Below are 17,967 nucleotides of genomic sequence, written 5' to 3'. Positions count from 1 at the left end.
TACCGGTACAGTTTGCCCGACACGGTTAAACATCGCCACAATCTGCAGAAGAAGATCGCACCAGAAGAAAAGGGCTTCTGCCTTCCCGTTTGAAAACGAGAGCAGAAGCCCTTTGGTCGGTTTAACGAGATCCAAAGAAACCTGTCATCCTTTTAGAGAACTTTGGCTTTCCGGATTTTTGAGAGTCTTATTTGAGATCCGCCAGTTTATCTGTCGATACGCTGTAGCGAGCAGCAAGCCATGCGGCGTGCAGTTCTTCAGTCATCGTATCGATGGCTTCCTGAGATTCTGCGTTGTTTACGAGCGCTTTCGCAGCAGCAAGTTTCGTATTCAGTGCAGCAGCGCCTTTGACGTCAGCAAGTTTTGCTGGAGTGATGTCATCGATCACGGTCTGCAGCAGGGTGTAGTCGTAGACAACGGTCGAGCCAGCCAGTGCGCAGATGGCCTGACTCAGTTCGCCCTTCATCGCTTCCACTTCTTTCGGTGTTGCGGTATCGGGCAGAGCTTTGGCTTTGGCCAGTACAGTCTGCATGGCGTTCCAGGAAGATTCTGGATAGCTGGCTGCCGTGAGAGCTTCCGCCTGAGCGATGATTTCGTTCAGACCTTCTGTATCTGCTCCGGTAACGACTTTGTGGAAGTTGATTTCCGCGCAGGAGAAGTTATTGTTGCGGGCCGTCTTAGCCACCATGCGAATGTGCTTCGCAGTTACGGCTTCAGGGAGATTAATCGTCTTTACAGTTCCAGAGTTCGTCATTTCACCAGAGTAAACGGTCGCGTATGTCTTGCCGTCATCGCTGGTCTGGATGTCGTAAGTCAGCGGGTGACCGTTTCCGCCGCCGGTTCTTGGCGTATACAGAATCTGATCGACCGTCTGCGGAGTCGCAAATTCAATGTCGAGCCAGTGCGGCATGGTGGTATTCTCCCAGTCGGTATGGAACATCGTGGACGTATCGCCGTCGATCGCCTTGGCTGGTTCTTCCCCGCTCTGGTTGCTGGAAGCCGTAGCTTTCATGATATCCTGCGAAACGAGTTCAAACTTGCTGAGATCCTGCAGTTCCATTCCGAGAAGGATCGAAGCCAGGTTGGAGACCATCATATCGACGTCAGCCTGCGAAGCTTTCGGCAGATCGCGAACGATATTGTCTTTCGCGCGGTTGAAGGCATCCATGGAAGAGGCTTTGTATACGCTTGGATCTTCTGGTTCAAGAGCGAGCAGAGCGTCAATGCGGCTGTAGTCTGCACGTTCGTATTCCGCTTTGGAAATTGCATCTTCAACTTTCTTCGTCACATCTGCAACTTCTTCAGCCGTCGGTGCATATTTGCCGGATACGCCGAGCGCTTCCTTGATCAGGTCTGTATTGCCAGCAAGAGCAACCTGTCCGAGCAGATCGATCTTGCGATCGAGAGCGATCGTATTGACAAATTCAGTTTCCGGGGTAGTTCCGACACGGATATCGTCGACATAGCCCTGGAATGGATGCTCTGCACTGCCGACGGTATGGAGCGGGAACATCATGGTCGCTTTCAGCGATCCGCGCCCGTCACGTCCAACGGTTTCTACGAATTCTCCGTCTACATACAGAGAGAACTTTTCGAATTCGTTGCGGAATTCAAGTTCGGTCCATACGCCGACCGGCAGTTCGTAGTCGAAGGAGTAATCGTGGTTTTCACGCGAGAAGCCGACTTTTCCGGTTTCTTTCTGAACCGCTTTGATCGTTCCGTATGGCGATTCAAACAGAATCTGCTCATCTTTGGACGCGCTCGTACGTTTTACTTTCACGCGCAGCGTGTTGGAAAGACCAGCTGTTTCCAGCGTATCAAATGTGGCTGTTTTTCCGGAAGAAAGGTCAAGAACCTTGCGGCCTGCCGCTTCTTTGAGAACGTCATTTCCAGCAGTCAGGCTGTTGGTTGGTCCGGTGGTATCCGTTGTGGATTCCATATCTACAGAAGTGATCGCTCCGTTTTCGGATTTGTTCACATTGTAGTTGAAGTTGGTTCCCGGAACTTCCGGATACTGATCGATAATCGCAGAAGCCTCTGTCTGGGTGATGGATCCCTTGCCCCAGAGGTTGGTTCCCATCATGCCGGCTGCACGAATCGTACGTTTGTAAATATCATATTCGGACATGCCGTTTTCGGCGTTGTCGATCATGTCGTTCCAGATGGCGAAGGCACCTCCGACCATCTGCTCGTCACCGGCAGGCACTTTGGTGCTGCCCATGCGAGTGATATCCGTGTTAAACAGATGCGAATCGCCGAGGTAATCGTAGTAGTAGCCTGCGTTTGGAACGATATAGAAGGTTCCGTCAGAGCAGTTGATCAAGTCGAAGCCCAGATCGTACATAGCTTTTGGATTGGACCATCCAAAGTTCCAGAGGTTGATCTGGCGACGGGATTTAACGGTTCCATCTTCGTTATAGGTCGCGCCATGTACCGTATCCCCCTGGCTCAGCTGAGTCAGAGAACCCCACACACGCGGGGTATAGCCTTTGTCTTCGGCGTACTTGAACATGTCGTTTACATACTTACGGTAGGCAGCAGAACCGGCTTCGTATTCGTCGGCACCAATGTGAATGACCGGCGTATCGAAGACTTTGTCATCGCCAGTTGTGTATTCGTCCCAGATGGATTTAACAAACTGCATGACATCGTCGTACTGATGGTTCAGGTCGAGATGGTCAGCCGGGGAACGGTTGCCGTTCGTGGTTACATGCGGCATATCCGAATCCGGCGTTTTAAGATCCGGACGGACTTTCGTCATGGCCAGCGCGTGAGCCGGCATGTCGAATTCAGGAACAATGGTGATACCCATCTTCTTGCATTCTTCGATGTAGTCCGCGAATTCTTCTTTCGTATAGAAGACGTCTTTTGCGGTCAGATCCGCCTGGTTCTTACCGTCATTTCCGCCTTTTTTGATATCCGATTCCAGACGGAACGCCGAATACGGATCGATCAGACGACGGTCTTCGCCGTTGACGTTCTTATACTGTTCGAGCTGGATATAGTTATCGTTCAGATGAACCTGGAAGTCGTTCAGTTTATACCAGGACAGCACTTTGGCCAGCTGTTTCAGATAGTCGAGCGTAAAGGTCTTACGTCCAACGTCCTGAATCAGACCGCGCACCTTCATCGTTGGATAGTCACGCATTTCACCGGCAGCCAGAGTATTGTCTTCGCTGTTGTTGAGTCCCTGCAGAATGGTACGGGTTGCCCAATACGCTGCGGTAGAATGGTTGGCTCCAATCTGAATGGATTTTGGACCGATCGTCATGCGGTAGTCTTCTTCACCAAGTTCCGGAGTACCCGCACCGAACGTAATGGTATCGTTCACAGCTGCTGATGGAATAGCAGCTACTTTTTCTACAGCCAGCGTTTTGCCGGTCATTTCCTTATAGTCATCGGCAAGCGCCTTGGCTGCATATGCAAATTTATCATCTGCGTACTGAACTTTCGTATTCTCAGTAATCGCAAAGCTTCCGCTTTCTTCACCCTTCCATTCCTGGATTGGAGGCAGGATTTCCGGAACTGCATTATCGTTTTCATCAACCTGATGTTCACCAGGAATCGTGACTGTAATTTCCTTGAAGTCGTAAGCGCTGGTCGTTTTGTCCGTAATCTTATAGGAAACTTTGACCTGCTTATCCACCAATGGTTTCAGAATATTCTGATTGGCATCAACAACCTGTTCGAGGTCGGTACCGTTGTATTCTACGGCGAACAGATCGGCATCAAATTCTGGAAGCTTAGCTGTAACTTTCGTGGATTCTGCGGTAACTGGGTTCAGTTCGAGAGCATCCTTGATATCGGCAACGGAATTGCATTTCTGCGCCTGTGGAATACCGCCGTATACTTCCATTTCATAAATGGAAATGGTATTCCAGGTCACGCCTCCATCCGGATCTTCCGGGGTAAAGGTGTTGATTTTCAGGCGGACATAGCGTGCCTTAACTGGAGCATCCAGACTGATGGTTTCTTTCAGATCGGCTGGATGGCTAGTATTGGAATACTGCTGAGTCCAGACATCTTCTCCAGCCAGTTCTTCGGCTGTATGTTCGTCCGTTGCGGTTGAAATGGTATAGTTACTGGCTTTGCGTGTTTCCCAGTAGAGGCGTACGGTCTGTACGTCCATTTCTTTGCCAAGATCGACGTAAATCCAGTGCGGTCCGTCTGCTTCAGCGGAACTCCAGCGTGAACTTCTGGACGATGTATCTCCGTCCAGTGCCTTTGCTGCGGTGAAGTCTGCCGTTTCGGTCGAACTGGCCGTTCCGGTTTTATTCAGCGCTACGTTTTCCTGCGGATCCTGATAGTTCGCATCGATTTCGCCATACACTTCCAGCTCATAAATGGAAACCGAGTTCCATTCTGGGATCGAAGTGAGGATTGGATCATCTGGTGTATGCGATCCAATATACAGACGGATATAACGAGCATTTACCGGCGTATCAAACGCAATAACTTCTGTGATTTCCGCAGGACGGTTATTAAAGACTTTTACGTCTGTCCAGGAGGCTTCTGCTCCGGGGTTTTCTGTCGCGTACTGGATTTTATACGATGTAGCCTTGTGCGATTCCCAGAACACACGAACGGCGTTCACAACAGATGGTTTGGCCAGATCAACATAGATCCAGTCCGGACCATTGCCTACATTGGAACCCCAGCGGGAAGTGCTAGCTGAGGTATTTCCATCCACCGCATTGGAAGCTCTGACAGAATCCGCTTCTTGAGAACTTGCTGTCGCGGTTTTATTGAGTGCAAGATTGGTGCCATACTGCGTCATGTCTGTCGTTGCCGTCGGAGTTGTTTCTTCGGCATGTACAGCCATGGACGCAGCAGGAAGAACGGTTGAAACTGCAGCTGTTCCAGAAAGTGCAACAGACAGCAAGGAAGCTGTGAGTTTTCTAAATTTCATGCTGTTTCCTTTCTTATGCATCTCAGATCTGTTAACCGGAAAAAAGGCCTGCCCTGGCGTTTCATCCGATCTGACCGTGAAATCGTTCTCGGTCACGCCCGAAGATCTGATAGCCCTGTTCAAAGATTGCCCTTCTTTCAACAGGAATTGATCAGCTTTTATTATCGGTTCATAAATCAGTCAAAGAAATACCAGTTCAGGTAATGCGTTTGTACTAATTAGTTAATTCTTAGCGCTTTCAGATGATTAATTTGAACAGAATTACCGATTTATTTGTTGTTTCAATCTCGTTTCCTCTACGTAGCACGCTGGCCTTTTTATGTTTCGCAGGCAATCAGTGATTCTTTCAGACGATATTTCGTCTTTCTCAAATATCATTTGGTGCTCACTCCATTTTTTAATTTGCTGAAGGCAGCTTTTTCAAATATCGGGCTTCCTGCTTAAGCGGCAATAAAAAAGAAGGCCCGAAGGCCTTCAGTTTTGTTGAGTGTGAATTAAGCGTTTTCCTTATCCATCTCAGCGAAGTACTTAATTGTACGAACCATCTGAGAAGTGTAGGAGTTTTCGTTGTCGTACCAGGAAACAACCTGAACGAGGGTGTTGCCATCGCCTGTAGGAGTAGCCATTGTCTGGGTAGCATCGAACAGGGAACCGTAAGTCATACCGATGATGTCGGAAGATACGATTTCTTCAGTGTTGTAGCCGAAGCTTTCGTTAGCAGCAGCTGCCATAGCGGCGTTGATCTGATCAACAGTAACTTCGCCTTCAACTTCTGCAACGAGGATCGTTGTGGAACCTGTAGGAACAGGAACACGCTGAGCAGAACCGATCAGTTTGCCGTTCAGTTCAGGGATAACCAGACCGATTGCTTTAGCAGCACCAGTGGAGTTAGGAACGATGTTAACGGCAGCAGCGCGGGAACGACGTTTGTCGCCTTTTCTCTGCGGGCCATCCAGAGTCATCTGGTCGCCAGTGTAAGCATGAACGGTAGTCATGATTCCGGATTTGATTGGAGCCAGGTCGTTCAGTGTCTTAGCCATTGGAGCGAGGCAGTTGGTTGTGCAGGATGCAGCGGAAATGATTTTGTCTTCAGGAGTAAGAACTTCCTGGTTAACGTTGTAAACAATTGTCGGCAGGTCTTTTCCAGCAGGAGCGGAAATAACGACTTTCTTAGCACCAGCATCAACGTGAGCCTGTGCTTTAGCCTTGGATGTGTAGAAGCCTGTGCACTCGAGTACTACATCAACATCGAGATCGCCCCAAGGGAGTTTGGAAGCGTCAGCTTCTTTGTAGATTTTGATTTCTTTACCGTCAACGATGATGGAATCTTCTGTGGATTCTACTTTGTCGGCGAATTTGTAGGTTCCCTGAGTCGAATCGTACTTCAGCAGGTGAGCCAGCATAGCGGGGTTGGTAAGGTCGTTGATCGCAACTACTTCGTAGTTGGGGTCATCAAACATCTGACGGAATGCCAGACGACCGATACGACCAAAACCGTTCAGTGCAACTTTTACTGTCATGATCAGTAAATCCTCCTTTAATACCGATCTAATTATAGGGTCTGCCCGAAATCCTGTCAACGAATAGGAGGTCAGGCGGATCTAGTCAAAAACTATTGAATAATAATCTCGATATTAATTACTTATCTAGTCTTATTCACATTAGATATCGCCTATACAAATTGCTTATTTCGTCTTAATGCAGACCGTTTGTCTATACGTTGTCCGCAGGCATTTCCAGGATTTTCCCATCACCTGAGGGGCTTATGATTCCTGTCTCGCTCTGCATGTTTTTTGCTGCATCGGCGCCTGATTTTCTGAAGAGAGACGGATTGATGGAAAGTCTTACAGAATGAAAGCGGTTAACTCAACAGGCCAGATTTTTGGAGGCATAGGATTTGCCTTCTGCATGTTTGCGGATTATCGCCTGCCGTCCGGCATGAGCTGGTTTTGGCTTTTCATATTTTATGGAAGGCATTCTTTACTAGATCCTGTTCGAGCCACAAAGAATCGGTCTGAGCCGTCCGTCTATGCATCCTTTCCATTTCCTGGCTGGATTTCAAATCCGAATGATATGGGTGAATTGGTCTGGAAATCCGGTGGGTTCGTTGCTCCGCTTTTTTTCTTTGGGAAGTCTTCTGTTTTCCGCCTCTGCCATAAGAAAGGAATCAGAAATCACAGAAACTCTGCGCAGAAATATCACTGGATCCAGATCGGATCTGCCGGAAACTCATTCATCAAACACTGCCCATTAAATAACTGCCCATTAAATATTGGAAACGACCTGGCTTTATTCTGGATCGGCTCCGTTTACGAAAAGATGGGCGATGAAACGGCCTATGGCCCTGCCCGATGGAAACGGTCTGCGGATTTGCGAGCGGTTTTATTCCTATTTTGATTCTTTTCTTCCCTGTGTTCCGGGCTTTGCACGAATCGAAAATCAAATGCGCTTATAATAGGAACATTATCACCTGCGCGCATGAGCGCCGGAAAGGAGTTTTCCATGGATTTTCGTTCAATTTTGGAACTGCTCGAAAAAGACGCCCGTCTGAATGCCCGCGATCTGGCAGACATTCTTCATGAAGACGAGAAAGATGTCTACGATGCCGTTCGAAGCCTGGAAGAGGAAAAAATCATCTGCGGCTACCATACCGTCATTAACTACAACAAAGTTCAGAAAGATCAGAAAATTCTTGCTTTCATCGAAGTCGGCGTACGCCCGATGAAAGATAAAGGATACGACTATACCGCGAATCTCATCGCCGGCTATCCGGAAGTCAATTCGATGTACCTGATTACCGGCGACAAGGACTTCATTCTTCTCGTTGAGGGGAAAACGATGTTTGAAGTCTGCTCGTTTGTTTCCGACAAAATTGCCTGCATTGAAGACGTACAGTCCACAAAGACTCTGTTTGTTCTGAAGCAGTACAAGCAGTCCGGCATTCTGACCGGTGCCGGCAGACCGGACAAAAAAGAAGATCGACTGGTGGTGAGCTACTGATGAAACCGATCAATCAAGTTATCAAAACCATGAAGCCAAGCGGCATCCGAAAGTATTTCGATCTGGCCAACTCCATGGAAGGCGTCATTTCCCTGGGTATCGGCGAACCGGATTTCAATACACCCTGGCACATTTCCAACGCGGCTATTGAATCGATGCAGAGCGGCTATACCCACTACACCGCAAACCGCGGTCTGATTGAACTGCGCGAAGCGATCTGCGAATACTACCATAACCGCTTCGGCGTGGACTACGATCCGAAAAAGGAAGCACTGGTTACCGTCGGCGGATCTGAAGCTGTGGATCTGTGCTTCCGCACCCTGATCAATCCTGGCGATGAAGTCATTGTTCTCGACCCGAACTACGTGGCGTATGAACCGGCGATCATCATGGCTGGAGGCGTTCCGGTCTATATCGAACTGACGCAGGATAACGACTTCAAACTGACCCCGGAAGATCTGAAAGCCGCTTTAACGGAAAAGACCAAATGCATCATGCTCAACTTCCCTTCCAATCCGACGGGAGGAACGATGGGCCGTGAAGACTACGAAAAACTCGTACCGATTTTTGAAGAATCCGGAATTTATATTGTTTCCGACGAAATTTATGCAGAACTTACGTTTGAAGGCGAATTCTGCTCGCCGGCTTCCTTTGATTCCATCAAGGATCAGGTTCTCGTCATCAACGGCTTTTCTAAAGCCTTTGCGATGACCGGATGGCGCCTCGGCTATCTGCTCTGCAACGCGGAAATCAACAGCCAGCTGACCAAGGTTCATCAGTTCATCATCATGTCCGCGCCGACGGCCGCCCAGTATGCGGCGATTGAAGCACTCGGATCCGGTCTGGAAGATACGGAAGAGATGAAAAAGGAATACGAACGGCGCCGCAATCTGCTCTGCGCCCGGCTGAACCGCATGGGACTGCGCACGAACGTTCCGCGCGGCACGTTCTACGCGTTCCCGGATATCACCTCGACCGGTCTGACTTCGGATCAGTTCTGCGTCCGTCTGCTCGAAGAGCAGAAAGTCGCTGTCGTTCCCGGCACCGCTTTTGGCGAACATGGCGAAGGCTTCGTCCGTATTTCGTATGCGACGTCCTACGAAAACCTCAAGGAAGCCTGCGATCGCATTGAAGCGTTCGTAGCCAGTCTGAAGCAGCCAGAAGAAGTTCTCATCGAAGAAGAAATCGTTATCGAATAAACCCGATTGAAATTAAGCATCTGTCGTTAAGTCAGGTGCTTTTTTGTCGAATCGTGCTGTTTATCTGCTCGTATAATGGGATCGAATTTTCAGGAATTTGAAACCGTATGTCCAGATAGCGTAAAATGGAAAGGCCGGTTCTGGAATCGAAGTCCTTATTGAGTACTCTGTTCTCCTCGCTGCCATGCAATGACAGCCCTTTCTCTTTGAGGATTTACAATTCTGACCGGTTATCTTATGATTTGAGCGATTAAGAAGGAGTATAGAAATGACAATTTCCCCGTTACAGAAAGCTCGCTACGCTTACCAGCCAAAGCTTCCGGGAATGCTTCGTCACGGCATTTCCAGCATTGCGGTTAAGGAAGGCGAACCTACCCAGTCCGTTGCGGACCAGGAAGCAATCCAGAAACTCTTCCCGAATACTTACGGAAAGAAAGAAATCACTTTCGTTAAAGGCGAAAGCACAGCACCAGAAGGCAAACAGGTTGTCGGTGTTATCCTTTCCGGCGGACAGGCGCCAGGCGGCCACAATGTAATCAGCGGTCTCTACGATGCTCTGAAAGCCGCTAACCCGGACAACGTTCTGATCGGTTTCAAAAACGGTCCAAGCGGTCTGATCGAAGATGACTTCATTGTATTCGATGACGACTATATCAACGCTTACCGCAACACAGGCGGATTCGATATCATCGGTTCCGGCCGTACAAAACTTGAAACAGAAGAACAGTTCACGGTTGCTGCAGAAGTAGCGAAAAAGCACGGCATCAACGCCATCGTAATCATCGGCGGCGATGACTCCAACACCAACGCAGCCGTTCTTGCCGAATACTTTGCTGCACACAACACTGGCGTACAGGTAATCGGCGCTCCAAAAACGATCGACGGCGACCTGAAAAACGACGACATTGAAATCTCCTTTGGTTTCGATACCGCTACAAAGACATACAGTGAACTGATCGGAAACATCGAACGCGATGCCAACTCCGCTAAGAAATACTGGCACTTCATCAAGGTTATGGGCCGTTCTGCTTCTCACGTAGCACTGGAAGCTGCTCTTGAGACACAGCCAAACATCTGCCTCATTTCCGAAGAAGTCGCTGCGAAGAAAATGTCTCTCTCCGAAATCGCCAACTACATCGCCGATTCCGTAGAAAAACGTGCTGCCAACGGCAACAACTTCGGTGTTGTTATCATTCCGGAAGGCGTAGTTGAATTCGTTCCTGAATTCTCCGCTCTGATCGCTGAAATCAACGAACTTCTTGCCGGAAGCAAAGCCGACGCGTTCAACGCTCTTCCAACATGGAAAGAAAAATATGAGTTCATCAAGAACGGTCTGAGCGAAGACGCATTCAAAGTCTTCGCAATTCTGCCGGAAAACATCCAGCAGCAGCTGTTCCTCGAAAGAGACCCGCACGGAAACGTACAGGTATCTCTGATCGAATCGGAAAAACTGTTCTCCGCTCTCGTTGCCAATGAACTCAAGGCACGCGCTGCCAAAGGTACCTACACCGGCAAGTTCAACCCGCTGCACCACTTCTTCGGTTACGAAGGACGCTGCGCATTCCCTTCGAACTTTGACTCCGACTACTGCTACTCCCTTGGCTACAACGCATTCCTGCTGATCCAGAACGGATTCACTGGATACCTCTCCAAGATTTCCAACCTGTCCAAACCAGCATCCGAATGGGTAGCCGGCGGCATGCCGATCACCAAGATGATGAACATCGAACGTCGTCATGGCGAAGACAAACCGGTTATCAAGAAAGCGCTCGTCGAACTCGACGGCAAGCCGTTCAAATTCTTCGAAGCCAACCGCGACCAGTGGGCTGTAGAAACCTGCTACACCTTCCCAGGTGCAATCCAGTACTACGGACCAGAAGAAGTCTGCGATCTCACCACAAAAACACTTAAACTCGAACAGGAATAATTTATAAACTTGAACAGGATTACTGCTTTCCTTGTTCCTTTTCCTAAATTCACAGACAAAAAAGAAGGGACTTCCCTCTGCATGATGCAGAACGGAAGTCCCGTTTTTTGTTGGATTCATTTTTAACAGATCTAGTCGGCCGGGTTCTATTTGACAATGCCAAGACGATCGAGTTCTTCGATAAAGGCATGCTGGCGACGGTGGTCTTCTCTTGTCTTATGAACAGCTTCCTTTACCTGATCCTTTAATGTTTCGCTTTGAGACGCTTTCTCAAAAGCGATGGCACTTCGGCGATACGCTTTTCTCGAATGCGCGCTTGCCGCACTCTCTTTTGCATAGTTCAGCCAAAGAGCGGCGGTTCGATCCGGGTCAACACCCGACAGACGGTCTGCAAAACGCGAGAGGTGGTAATAGTTTTTCGATTTTTCCATCAGATCGAGAAGCTTTTCGTCTTCCTTCAGGAAATCGTACAGTTCAATCAGTACGTCTTCATCCACGCTCTTTTCAATCTTTTCCAGATCGTCTTTCCACTGATCGTTCGAATCCAGTTCATGAAGAAGCTGGAGATCTTCGAGCCGTCCGTTTTGTAAAACAAAGATCAGTTCGTAAAGCTCCTGGACGGCCTTTTCCGGATGGGAAAGTTTAAGCTGCGCCTGAATCATCAGCCGCATGACTTTTTCTTCCTCAGAAGCGCTCATTCCCTTGCGCCGGCTCTGATTCAGAAGCTGGACGGCTTCTTTCGGATCGTTTTCATTCAGCGCATCGACCGCCTTGAGAATGAGAACTTCCGGAAGCATTCCGTACGTTTTTTCAAAAGCGGATGTGGCGCGTTCATATTCCGGATTTTCTTTTTCGAGATCCAGAATGGAACGAAGCAGACGATCCCGGTAGGCATGCAGTTTGCCTTCTTTTCGCGACGTTCCGTACAGACGGACGAGAGACTGGTATCGCACTTCCTGCAAATCGGCGATATCGAAACAGTTGCGTTCCGTCAGGGTCACGAGACGGTCCTTGAAATCCGGAAGGTTATTGGCTTCCAGCTGGTATTCGATCCAGGAAAACAGCTCTTTAATTAATGCCGGTTCGGCCCGGAGCGCAATTTTCTCTAAAAGATCCAGAACAAATTCGCCGCAGGACAGAACAAACGACGCGTTCGATACGGTCGCGGTTCGTTCCAGCGTCAGGAGGATGCTTTCCAGCAGTTCTGCAGCCAGAATGGCGGAGCCATTGCGGACCAGGACATCGCACTGCTCTTCCATCCAGTTTTCAAAGCTGCGGATTTCTCGGCTTCCGCAGCGGCTTTCCGGATGATCCTGCAAAATTTCAGCAATCTTCTGCATCGCCCGACGTTCCAGAAGATCCTGTGCCTCTTCAGCATGCGATTTGGCGATGCTTGCGGTCAGGAAGTCCTGCATTTCGGGATGCATCGTTCCGTATTCCTTCACAAGACCGGCAAGATCTTCCAGTGAGAACGAATCGACCAGAGACGAAAGGCTGGAATAGTCAATCGATGCTTCAAACGAAGTCTGGCTTGTCTGGCGTGCGGTCTCCTCCTGTACATTTGGCTGCTCGGTTTCTTTTTCGGGAGCTGGCTCTTTTGCGCCTTCGGATTTGTTTGCGGCGCTGTAAGTCGTGTTTGAAGAATCTTCTGCTTCTTCCTCCGGCTGGACAGGGGCTTTGGGTTCCATCGTCTGGGCGCCGAAGTTTTCCTTTACAGAAACGTCTGAATCCGCTCCAGAGATTGCTTCTTTATCTGGTGCCAAAGAGGTTACTGCCGCACCCCGAGGCATTTGCGTTTTGGGAGGAATTGCCGATTCGACGGGATGATCCTCTCTGTTTCTTCCATATGGATTTGTCGCTTCGGACTCATCCTGCCCAAACAGACCTTGGGGACTAAGCAGCGAATCCAGAAACGGGTTTTTCCACGGAGTTTCTGGGCGTTCGAGGACCGGCTGTTCGTATTCGTCTTCGGACTGCGCAGGAGAGGCGGATTGTTCCGGCTCAAATTCATTTGGATTGGTGAAATTCGAGTTCGAATTTTCTGTCGTATTTTCCAAATTGTACGGATAGCGTCTTAAACCTGGATTTTGCGCAAAACGACGCCTCCACTGTTCAACGGAATCTTCCGGCTCATCTGGCTCGGCGAAATACGGATCCGTGTCCTCTTGATCGGCTTCGGTATGTTCCTCCGTTTCCAGATCCTGATCTGCACGATTTGAATCGTCCGCTTCCCTGTCCATCTCTTCGAAGTCTTTTTCCTCTTCTTCTTCTGGATGGTTCCGATTTTCTGCAGCTGCAGGAGCTGACTGTCTTTGATTTTCTAATGTATTTTCCAGCGCAAAGAGAAAGGCCGCTTGGTGCGCGCAGAGTCTTCCTTCCCTGGAAGGAAGGCAGGTGCACTGCAGATCCGAGATGGTATCGTCCACCAGACGGGCACGAACTTTTTCTCTTCCATCGACGATCGCAAAGCAGTAATCGCCCTGTCGATAAATCGGGCTGACTCTTCCCTGCCGAAACAGTAAATAGCCGTTAAAAAGCGTCTCCCGATCAAAATTATTTTTCCAATCCATACATTTCTTCCCTCATTTCCAGTAGTAAAGGACATCTTTTGGGGTAAAACCTGTCAGCTTCATTATAGAAGCCGCTCTTCATCCTCTCCGCTTTACCGCCCGCAAGAGATGAAAGCAGGAATCCGAATTCTGTCCCCCAGAGAGCAGGCTGGAATGCGATTTTGCTGGAGTGTCAAAAAACATGCTTCTGATTTGCGGGATCTGTGTACAGTAAAAGAAGAGTCTTACTTCAGACAGGAGAAATGTATGAAAACGAAACCTGAGCATTCGAATCCGCATGGCAAAGCCAAAGTGTACTTTACCGCTCATCCAGATGATTTTCCGATTTGGTTCGAGAGAATCACGAACGATATTCTTCGCTATTGTCCAAGCACAGTTTATTTTGATCCGGATCCGGATCACCCGGAAGATCTCGACAATTACGTGTTCGATCTGTCCTTGATGAACCTGATTGTCATTCCGATCACAGAAAATTTTCTGAAGGGGGACTGTCTCGCTTTTTCAACGGTTTTCCGGATGATTCAGGTAAAGAACATTCCCTTTCTCCCTGTACTGACGGACCTTTCTTTAACCGAAGAATTTAACGAGAAGTGCGGAACCGTCCAGGCAATCTGTCCGATTTCTTCCGATGTGACCGAAATCCCCTATGAAACGAAACTCAGGAAATTTCTGGAGTCTGCTTTTCTTGACGACAAACTGCAGAAAGAGGTCAGCGCCCTCTTCGAGCACCGGATTTTTCTGAGCTATCGCAAGAAAGATCGCCAGAAAGCGCAGCAGCTCATGCGTGTCATTCATGAAGACGAACAGCTGTATACCATCGCCATCTGGTATGACGAATTCCTGAAGCCCGGTGAAAACTTCGACCTTTCCATTCAGAACAGTCTTCAGGAAAGCGATCTGTTCGCCCTGGCGGTAACGAACAATATGGTCTACGAGCCAAACTATGTCCGGCAGATCGAGTACCCGCTGGCCGTAAAGCTGCAGAAAAAGGTTCTGCCGGTACTGATGGAAAATGAAACCGTCAATCGTAAGGCGTTAGAAGCTGTTTTTCCAGGCGTCCATACGGTTTATCCGATACATTCGAACGATCTTCGTAATCAGCTTTTCGAACTGAAGAAAAACTATACGCCGTTCACACCAAAGAACTGCTATCTGATCGGTCTCGCGTATGTGTACGGGCTGGATGTCGAAATCGACTATGAAAAAGGCATCCGTCTGATCCGTAAAGCAGCCGATCAGAACTATTTCCCTGCTGTTCAGGAACTCGTAAAAATCTATCGCGATGGAATTGGTGTTCGTATGGATTTTGATCAGGCAGCTTTATGGGCAAAAGCCGCGGCACAGCTGCAGCCTGGCATCGAAACCTGTGAAACGGCAGGCGATATTCTTGCCCAGAACAATCAGATGGAAGAAGCGATTTTCTTCTATACGCAGGGAAAAGAAATCGCAGACCAGAATCTTCTTGAGCGCATCCCTTCGCTCAACGAGGATACGAATTTGCAAGACACCTTGTATTGCATACGTGCGAAAAGCGTCTTTTACCAGAAAATTGGCGAACAGTACATCTATCTCAATCAGCTGGAACAGGCCAGAGACAGCCTGGAAGATGGAATTCGACTGAACCGCCAGATGATTCAGGCGGAAAACCATCCGGTCTACCAAGTCGATCTGGGCTTCTTTCTGATCAACCTGGGAAGACTGGAACGAAGAGAGCAGCACCTGATCCAGGCCGAATCCTTTTATCGACAGGCACGGGATATTTTCGAAAGTCTTGTTTTGCAGGATGAATCTTCTCTGCATATTCGTACTCTGGTAACCTGCGAGCTCACTTTGTCCGACCTTCTCTGCGAAAGAAACCGGTCGGAACAAGCTCGCCCGATCGTCAAAAAGGCCTTAGATCAGGCGATAAAGCTTTCGGCGCAGGATCCGACTCTGCTTCATACATATTTGTGCGGATGCGCCTGGCAGTCTGTTCTCTATCTCCAAAACTCCTCATGGAATGTGGATGAGGCAGTAGAGACAGCGCGCAAACTGATCGAATACATACAGGAAAATCTGGAGGATCTGCATACTGCCGCTACGGAACATCTGTGTGCGCTCTGTTACAAAACCGGGGGAAAAACATTTTACCTTCAAAAAGATTTTTCCAGTGCAGAGTCCTGTTATCGAAAGGCCATTGCCCTTTATGAAAAAGCCTGCTCCCTTCATCCTTCCCCTTCAGAACAAAACTCTCTGGCGGTTACCCTGCTTGATCTCTCCGATCTGTGCTATGACGAGAACCGCTATCAAGAAGGCATGGAACTTTGCCTGCGTGCAGCATACCTGCTGGAAAACTATCCTTCCTCAAAACCTCTGCCGGATATTCTGATGTCCCTTGGCTCGGCTTATTCAAGGCTCGATATTTTCTATTCCGTTCTCGGAAATTCTTCTCAGGCAGACCAATATCGTGAAAAGTGCAGACAGATCTATACGGATCTTTCGGATCGCCATGAACTGCCTGGCAATCCCATCAACTATGCGATCGCACTCATACGCGCCGGCCAGATGGCCATGACCGAAAATAATTATCCAGGCTGCCTCGACTATCTGCATCAGGCGGATGCGCTTTTGTCCTCTGTCGAAAAAGAAGCAGAAAATGAATACATCGCTTTGCAGAGAAGCATCGTCTGGTATCGAATGGCCACCTGCTATAGTATCCCGGATGAGCCCGGCTATGATTTTGATACCGCGAGAGCACTTTCTTTAAGGACGCTGCACACGCTTCAGGCAATACAGAATAAGAGCGGAGCCGATGTGATTCTCCCCTTTCAAATTGACGTTCTTCTTCAGCTGGCTTCGATCTTCATCGCTCATTTTGAAGGAGAAAAAGCAATCCAGTTTCTCCAGGAGGCAGAACAGCTCTGTCATACCTTGTGGAATCAAGCTGAACCGGAAAGTACTTTGATCCTTAAGATGGCTTCGATCCAGCTTCAGTGGGGAAACATCCTTATGAATGATTCATCCCCTGAACAAAGCGTGCTTCATTATCAGAAGGCACTTTCCCTTCTGGACCGACTGTCCCAGGATACGCTGAGCACGGATACTCTTGCTCTTCGCGTTACAGTTCGTTTCTCTTTGTCCATGGCGTTTCAGTGTCTTGGGCAGGTGGATGATGCCATAGAAACGCTTTATGAACTGGTCCAGATGCGTACTCTCTATCCGAATTATTTCTTTACTCTCGCTTCACAGGAACCGTTTGTGCAGGCGTATGGGACTCTGGCCGATTTGTATACAGTTAAGGAAATGTATACGCGGGCTGTCGCCTGTTATCAGGAATCGATCCGAATCTGTCAGTCGATCTGCTCCCAGAGTGCTATACCTACAGGTCTTTCGGATCTGGCGGATCTGTACCTCCGTTATGGAACACTGTACTGTCTCCCCTGCAAATTGCAGAATTTTGAAAAAGCGCAAGGTCTGTTTTTCCTTTCCCTGGATGCTCTCGACAAGTCAATCGAGCTTTTCCGCCGCCCGGCCGATTACTGGGAAAAAGCGCAGCTGTTTTATCTGCTCGGAGAAAGCTTCCTGGGAATTGAGGATCCGGCAGAGGGTATTGTCTGGCTGCAGAAATCGATTGTAGAAATGCAGAAACTTCGAAAAGCGAAAATTGTCTATCCAGATGATCTGAGCGATTTGGACTGGCTGTTCGACGCTTTTGAAGATCTGATCAATCTCTGTAACGATGGTGCGGACACAGCCACTGCAGGCGATCCGGATCCAGAAGCGTTTGCGATCGATCATGTAAATGTATGTCGGCAGGTCATTGAGGAAGAGGGAGCTTCTTTTGTACCCCTTTGCAGACTCTGTCGCGCTCTTCTGATCCTTTTCCGTATCGAGATGGGTAATGGAAATTATGGAAAAACAGCTCAGATTCGACCAGAACTGCTTCAGATTTCAAATGACATCCTGGCGCTTGAAGAAAATGAGATCAGTCTGGAATATCGAGCCCGTGCTCTGTGCTGCGTTGGCATGGACTATCTGGAAACTTCAAGCGATTCCCTTGCCGCGGATTATCTTTTTCAGGCGGTGGATCCGTTTTACAGGCTGACTCGCCTTACGGAGGCCCCGGAAATTCTGGATCTGCTTGCGCAGACCGCCCAGACGCTCGGAACGCTCTATATCGAGCTGGGGCAGAACGAGAACGGGCAGGCAAGCCTTCAGCTGGCTGGCCGCATTCGAAACCGTTTCAAAACCCTGTATCCCGATCTTATATAACGCAAGGATCGGATCGACAATAAAAAATCCCCGAAGAATATCGGATTTTTCCTTTTTCCTTCGGGGATTTCATTTTGTCTGGCAGCTTCCTATCTTTGCCTTGCGGCTATT

8 protein-coding genes are annotated in these 17,967 nt (G+C 48.8%); 5 read left to right on the top strand and 3 right to left on the bottom strand.

Annotation, left to right across the window (positions count from 1 at the left end; translation table 11 throughout):
- Positions 1 to 187: 187 nt before the first annotated feature.
- Entirely contained in the window at positions 188 to 4,909 is a 4,722-nt protein-coding gene (locus ACLUYS_RS05485; protein WP_412659333.1) for a discoidin domain-containing protein, read from the bottom strand.
- 494 nt (positions 4,910 to 5,403) lie between these two features.
- Positions 5,404 to 6,429, bottom strand: coding sequence for a type I glyceraldehyde-3-phosphate dehydrogenase (gene gap / locus ACLUYS_RS05480; protein ID WP_230266809.1), 1,026 nt, complete (start codon positions 6,427 to 6,429; stop codon positions 5,404 to 5,406).
- A 331-nt stretch (positions 6,430 to 6,760) separates the two neighbouring features.
- Here gap and ACLUYS_RS05475 point away from each other — a divergent pair, with 331 nt between their 5' ends.
- The 4 genes from ACLUYS_RS05475 to ACLUYS_RS05460 all read left to right on the top strand — a co-directional run bounded on the left by ACLUYS_RS05475 (position 6,761) and on the right by ACLUYS_RS05460 (position 11,035).
- On the top strand, positions 6,761 to 7,306 hold the full coding sequence (locus ACLUYS_RS05475; RefSeq protein ID WP_412659332.1) for a hypothetical protein: 546 nt from the start codon (positions 6,761 to 6,763) through the stop codon (positions 7,304 to 7,306).
- Positions 7,307 to 7,411: 105 nt separating this feature from the next.
- Complete coding sequence (locus ACLUYS_RS05470; RefSeq protein ID WP_230266807.1) at positions 7,412 to 7,909, top strand: Lrp/AsnC family transcriptional regulator; 498 nt, start codon at positions 7,412 to 7,414, stop codon at positions 7,907 to 7,909.
- The gene (locus tag ACLUYS_RS05465; RefSeq protein WP_288340240.1) at positions 7,909 to 9,108 is read left to right on the top strand and encodes a pyridoxal phosphate-dependent aminotransferase; all 1,200 of its coding nucleotides are present in this window, start codon (positions 7,909 to 7,911) and stop codon (positions 9,106 to 9,108) included. The genes ACLUYS_RS05470 and ACLUYS_RS05465 overlap by 1 nt, the downstream gene beginning before the upstream one ends.
- Before the next feature lie 268 nt (positions 9,109 to 9,376).
- Positions 9,377 to 11,035 (top strand): diphosphate--fructose-6-phosphate 1-phosphotransferase, encoded by a 1,659-nt coding sequence (locus ACLUYS_RS05460; RefSeq protein ID WP_230266806.1) that lies wholly within the window; start codon positions 9,377 to 9,379, stop codon positions 11,033 to 11,035.
- Positions 11,036 to 11,181: 146 nt separating this feature from the next.
- On the opposite strand, the gene ACLUYS_RS05455 is transcribed toward ACLUYS_RS05460, so the two are convergent.
- Complete coding sequence (locus ACLUYS_RS05455; RefSeq protein ID WP_412659331.1) at positions 11,182 to 13,605, bottom strand: SWIM zinc finger family protein; 2,424 nt, start codon at positions 13,603 to 13,605, stop codon at positions 11,182 to 11,184.
- Positions 13,606 to 13,851: 246 nt separating this feature from the next.
- Here ACLUYS_RS05455 and ACLUYS_RS05450 point away from each other — a divergent pair, with 246 nt between their 5' ends.
- Complete coding sequence (locus ACLUYS_RS05450; RefSeq protein WP_412659330.1) at positions 13,852 to 17,856, top strand: TIR domain-containing protein; 4,005 nt, start codon at positions 13,852 to 13,854, stop codon at positions 17,854 to 17,856.
- Positions 17,857 to 17,967 lie beyond the last annotated feature (111 nt).

It is taken from the genome of Allobaculum sp. (assembly GCF_047010065.1).
GTDB lineage: Bacteria > Bacillota_I > Bacilli_A > Erysipelotrichales > Erysipelotrichaceae > Allobaculum > Allobaculum fili.
The sequence above is the reverse complement of the archived record's forward strand: the minus strand, read 5'-3'. Positions and strand labels throughout refer to the sequence as shown.

Bases quoted from the DNA above. Each gene is read 5' to 3' on its own strand.
- ACLUYS_RS05485 (WP_412659333.1), bottom strand. From the start codon at position 4,909: ATGAAATTTAGAAAACTCACAGCTTCCTTGCTGTCTGTTGCACTTTCT.
- gap (WP_230266809.1), bottom strand. From the start codon at position 6,429: ATGACAGTAAAAGTTGCACTGAACGGTTTTGGTCGTATCGGTCGTCTG.
- ACLUYS_RS05475 (WP_412659332.1), top strand. From the start codon at position 6,761: ATGAAAGCGGTTAACTCAACAGGCCAGATTTTTGGAGGCATAGGATTT.
- ACLUYS_RS05470 (WP_230266807.1), top strand. From the start codon at position 7,412: ATGGATTTTCGTTCAATTTTGGAACTGCTCGAAAAAGACGCCCGTCTG.
- ACLUYS_RS05465 (WP_288340240.1), top strand. From the start codon at position 7,909: ATGAAACCGATCAATCAAGTTATCAAAACCATGAAGCCAAGCGGCATC.
- ACLUYS_RS05460 (WP_230266806.1), top strand. From the start codon at position 9,377: ATGACAATTTCCCCGTTACAGAAAGCTCGCTACGCTTACCAGCCAAAG.
- ACLUYS_RS05455 (WP_412659331.1), bottom strand. From the start codon at position 13,605: ATGGATTGGAAAAATAATTTTGATCGGGAGACGCTTTTTAACGGCTAT.
- ACLUYS_RS05450 (WP_412659330.1), top strand. From the start codon at position 13,852: ATGAAAACGAAACCTGAGCATTCGAATCCGCATGGCAAAGCCAAAGTG.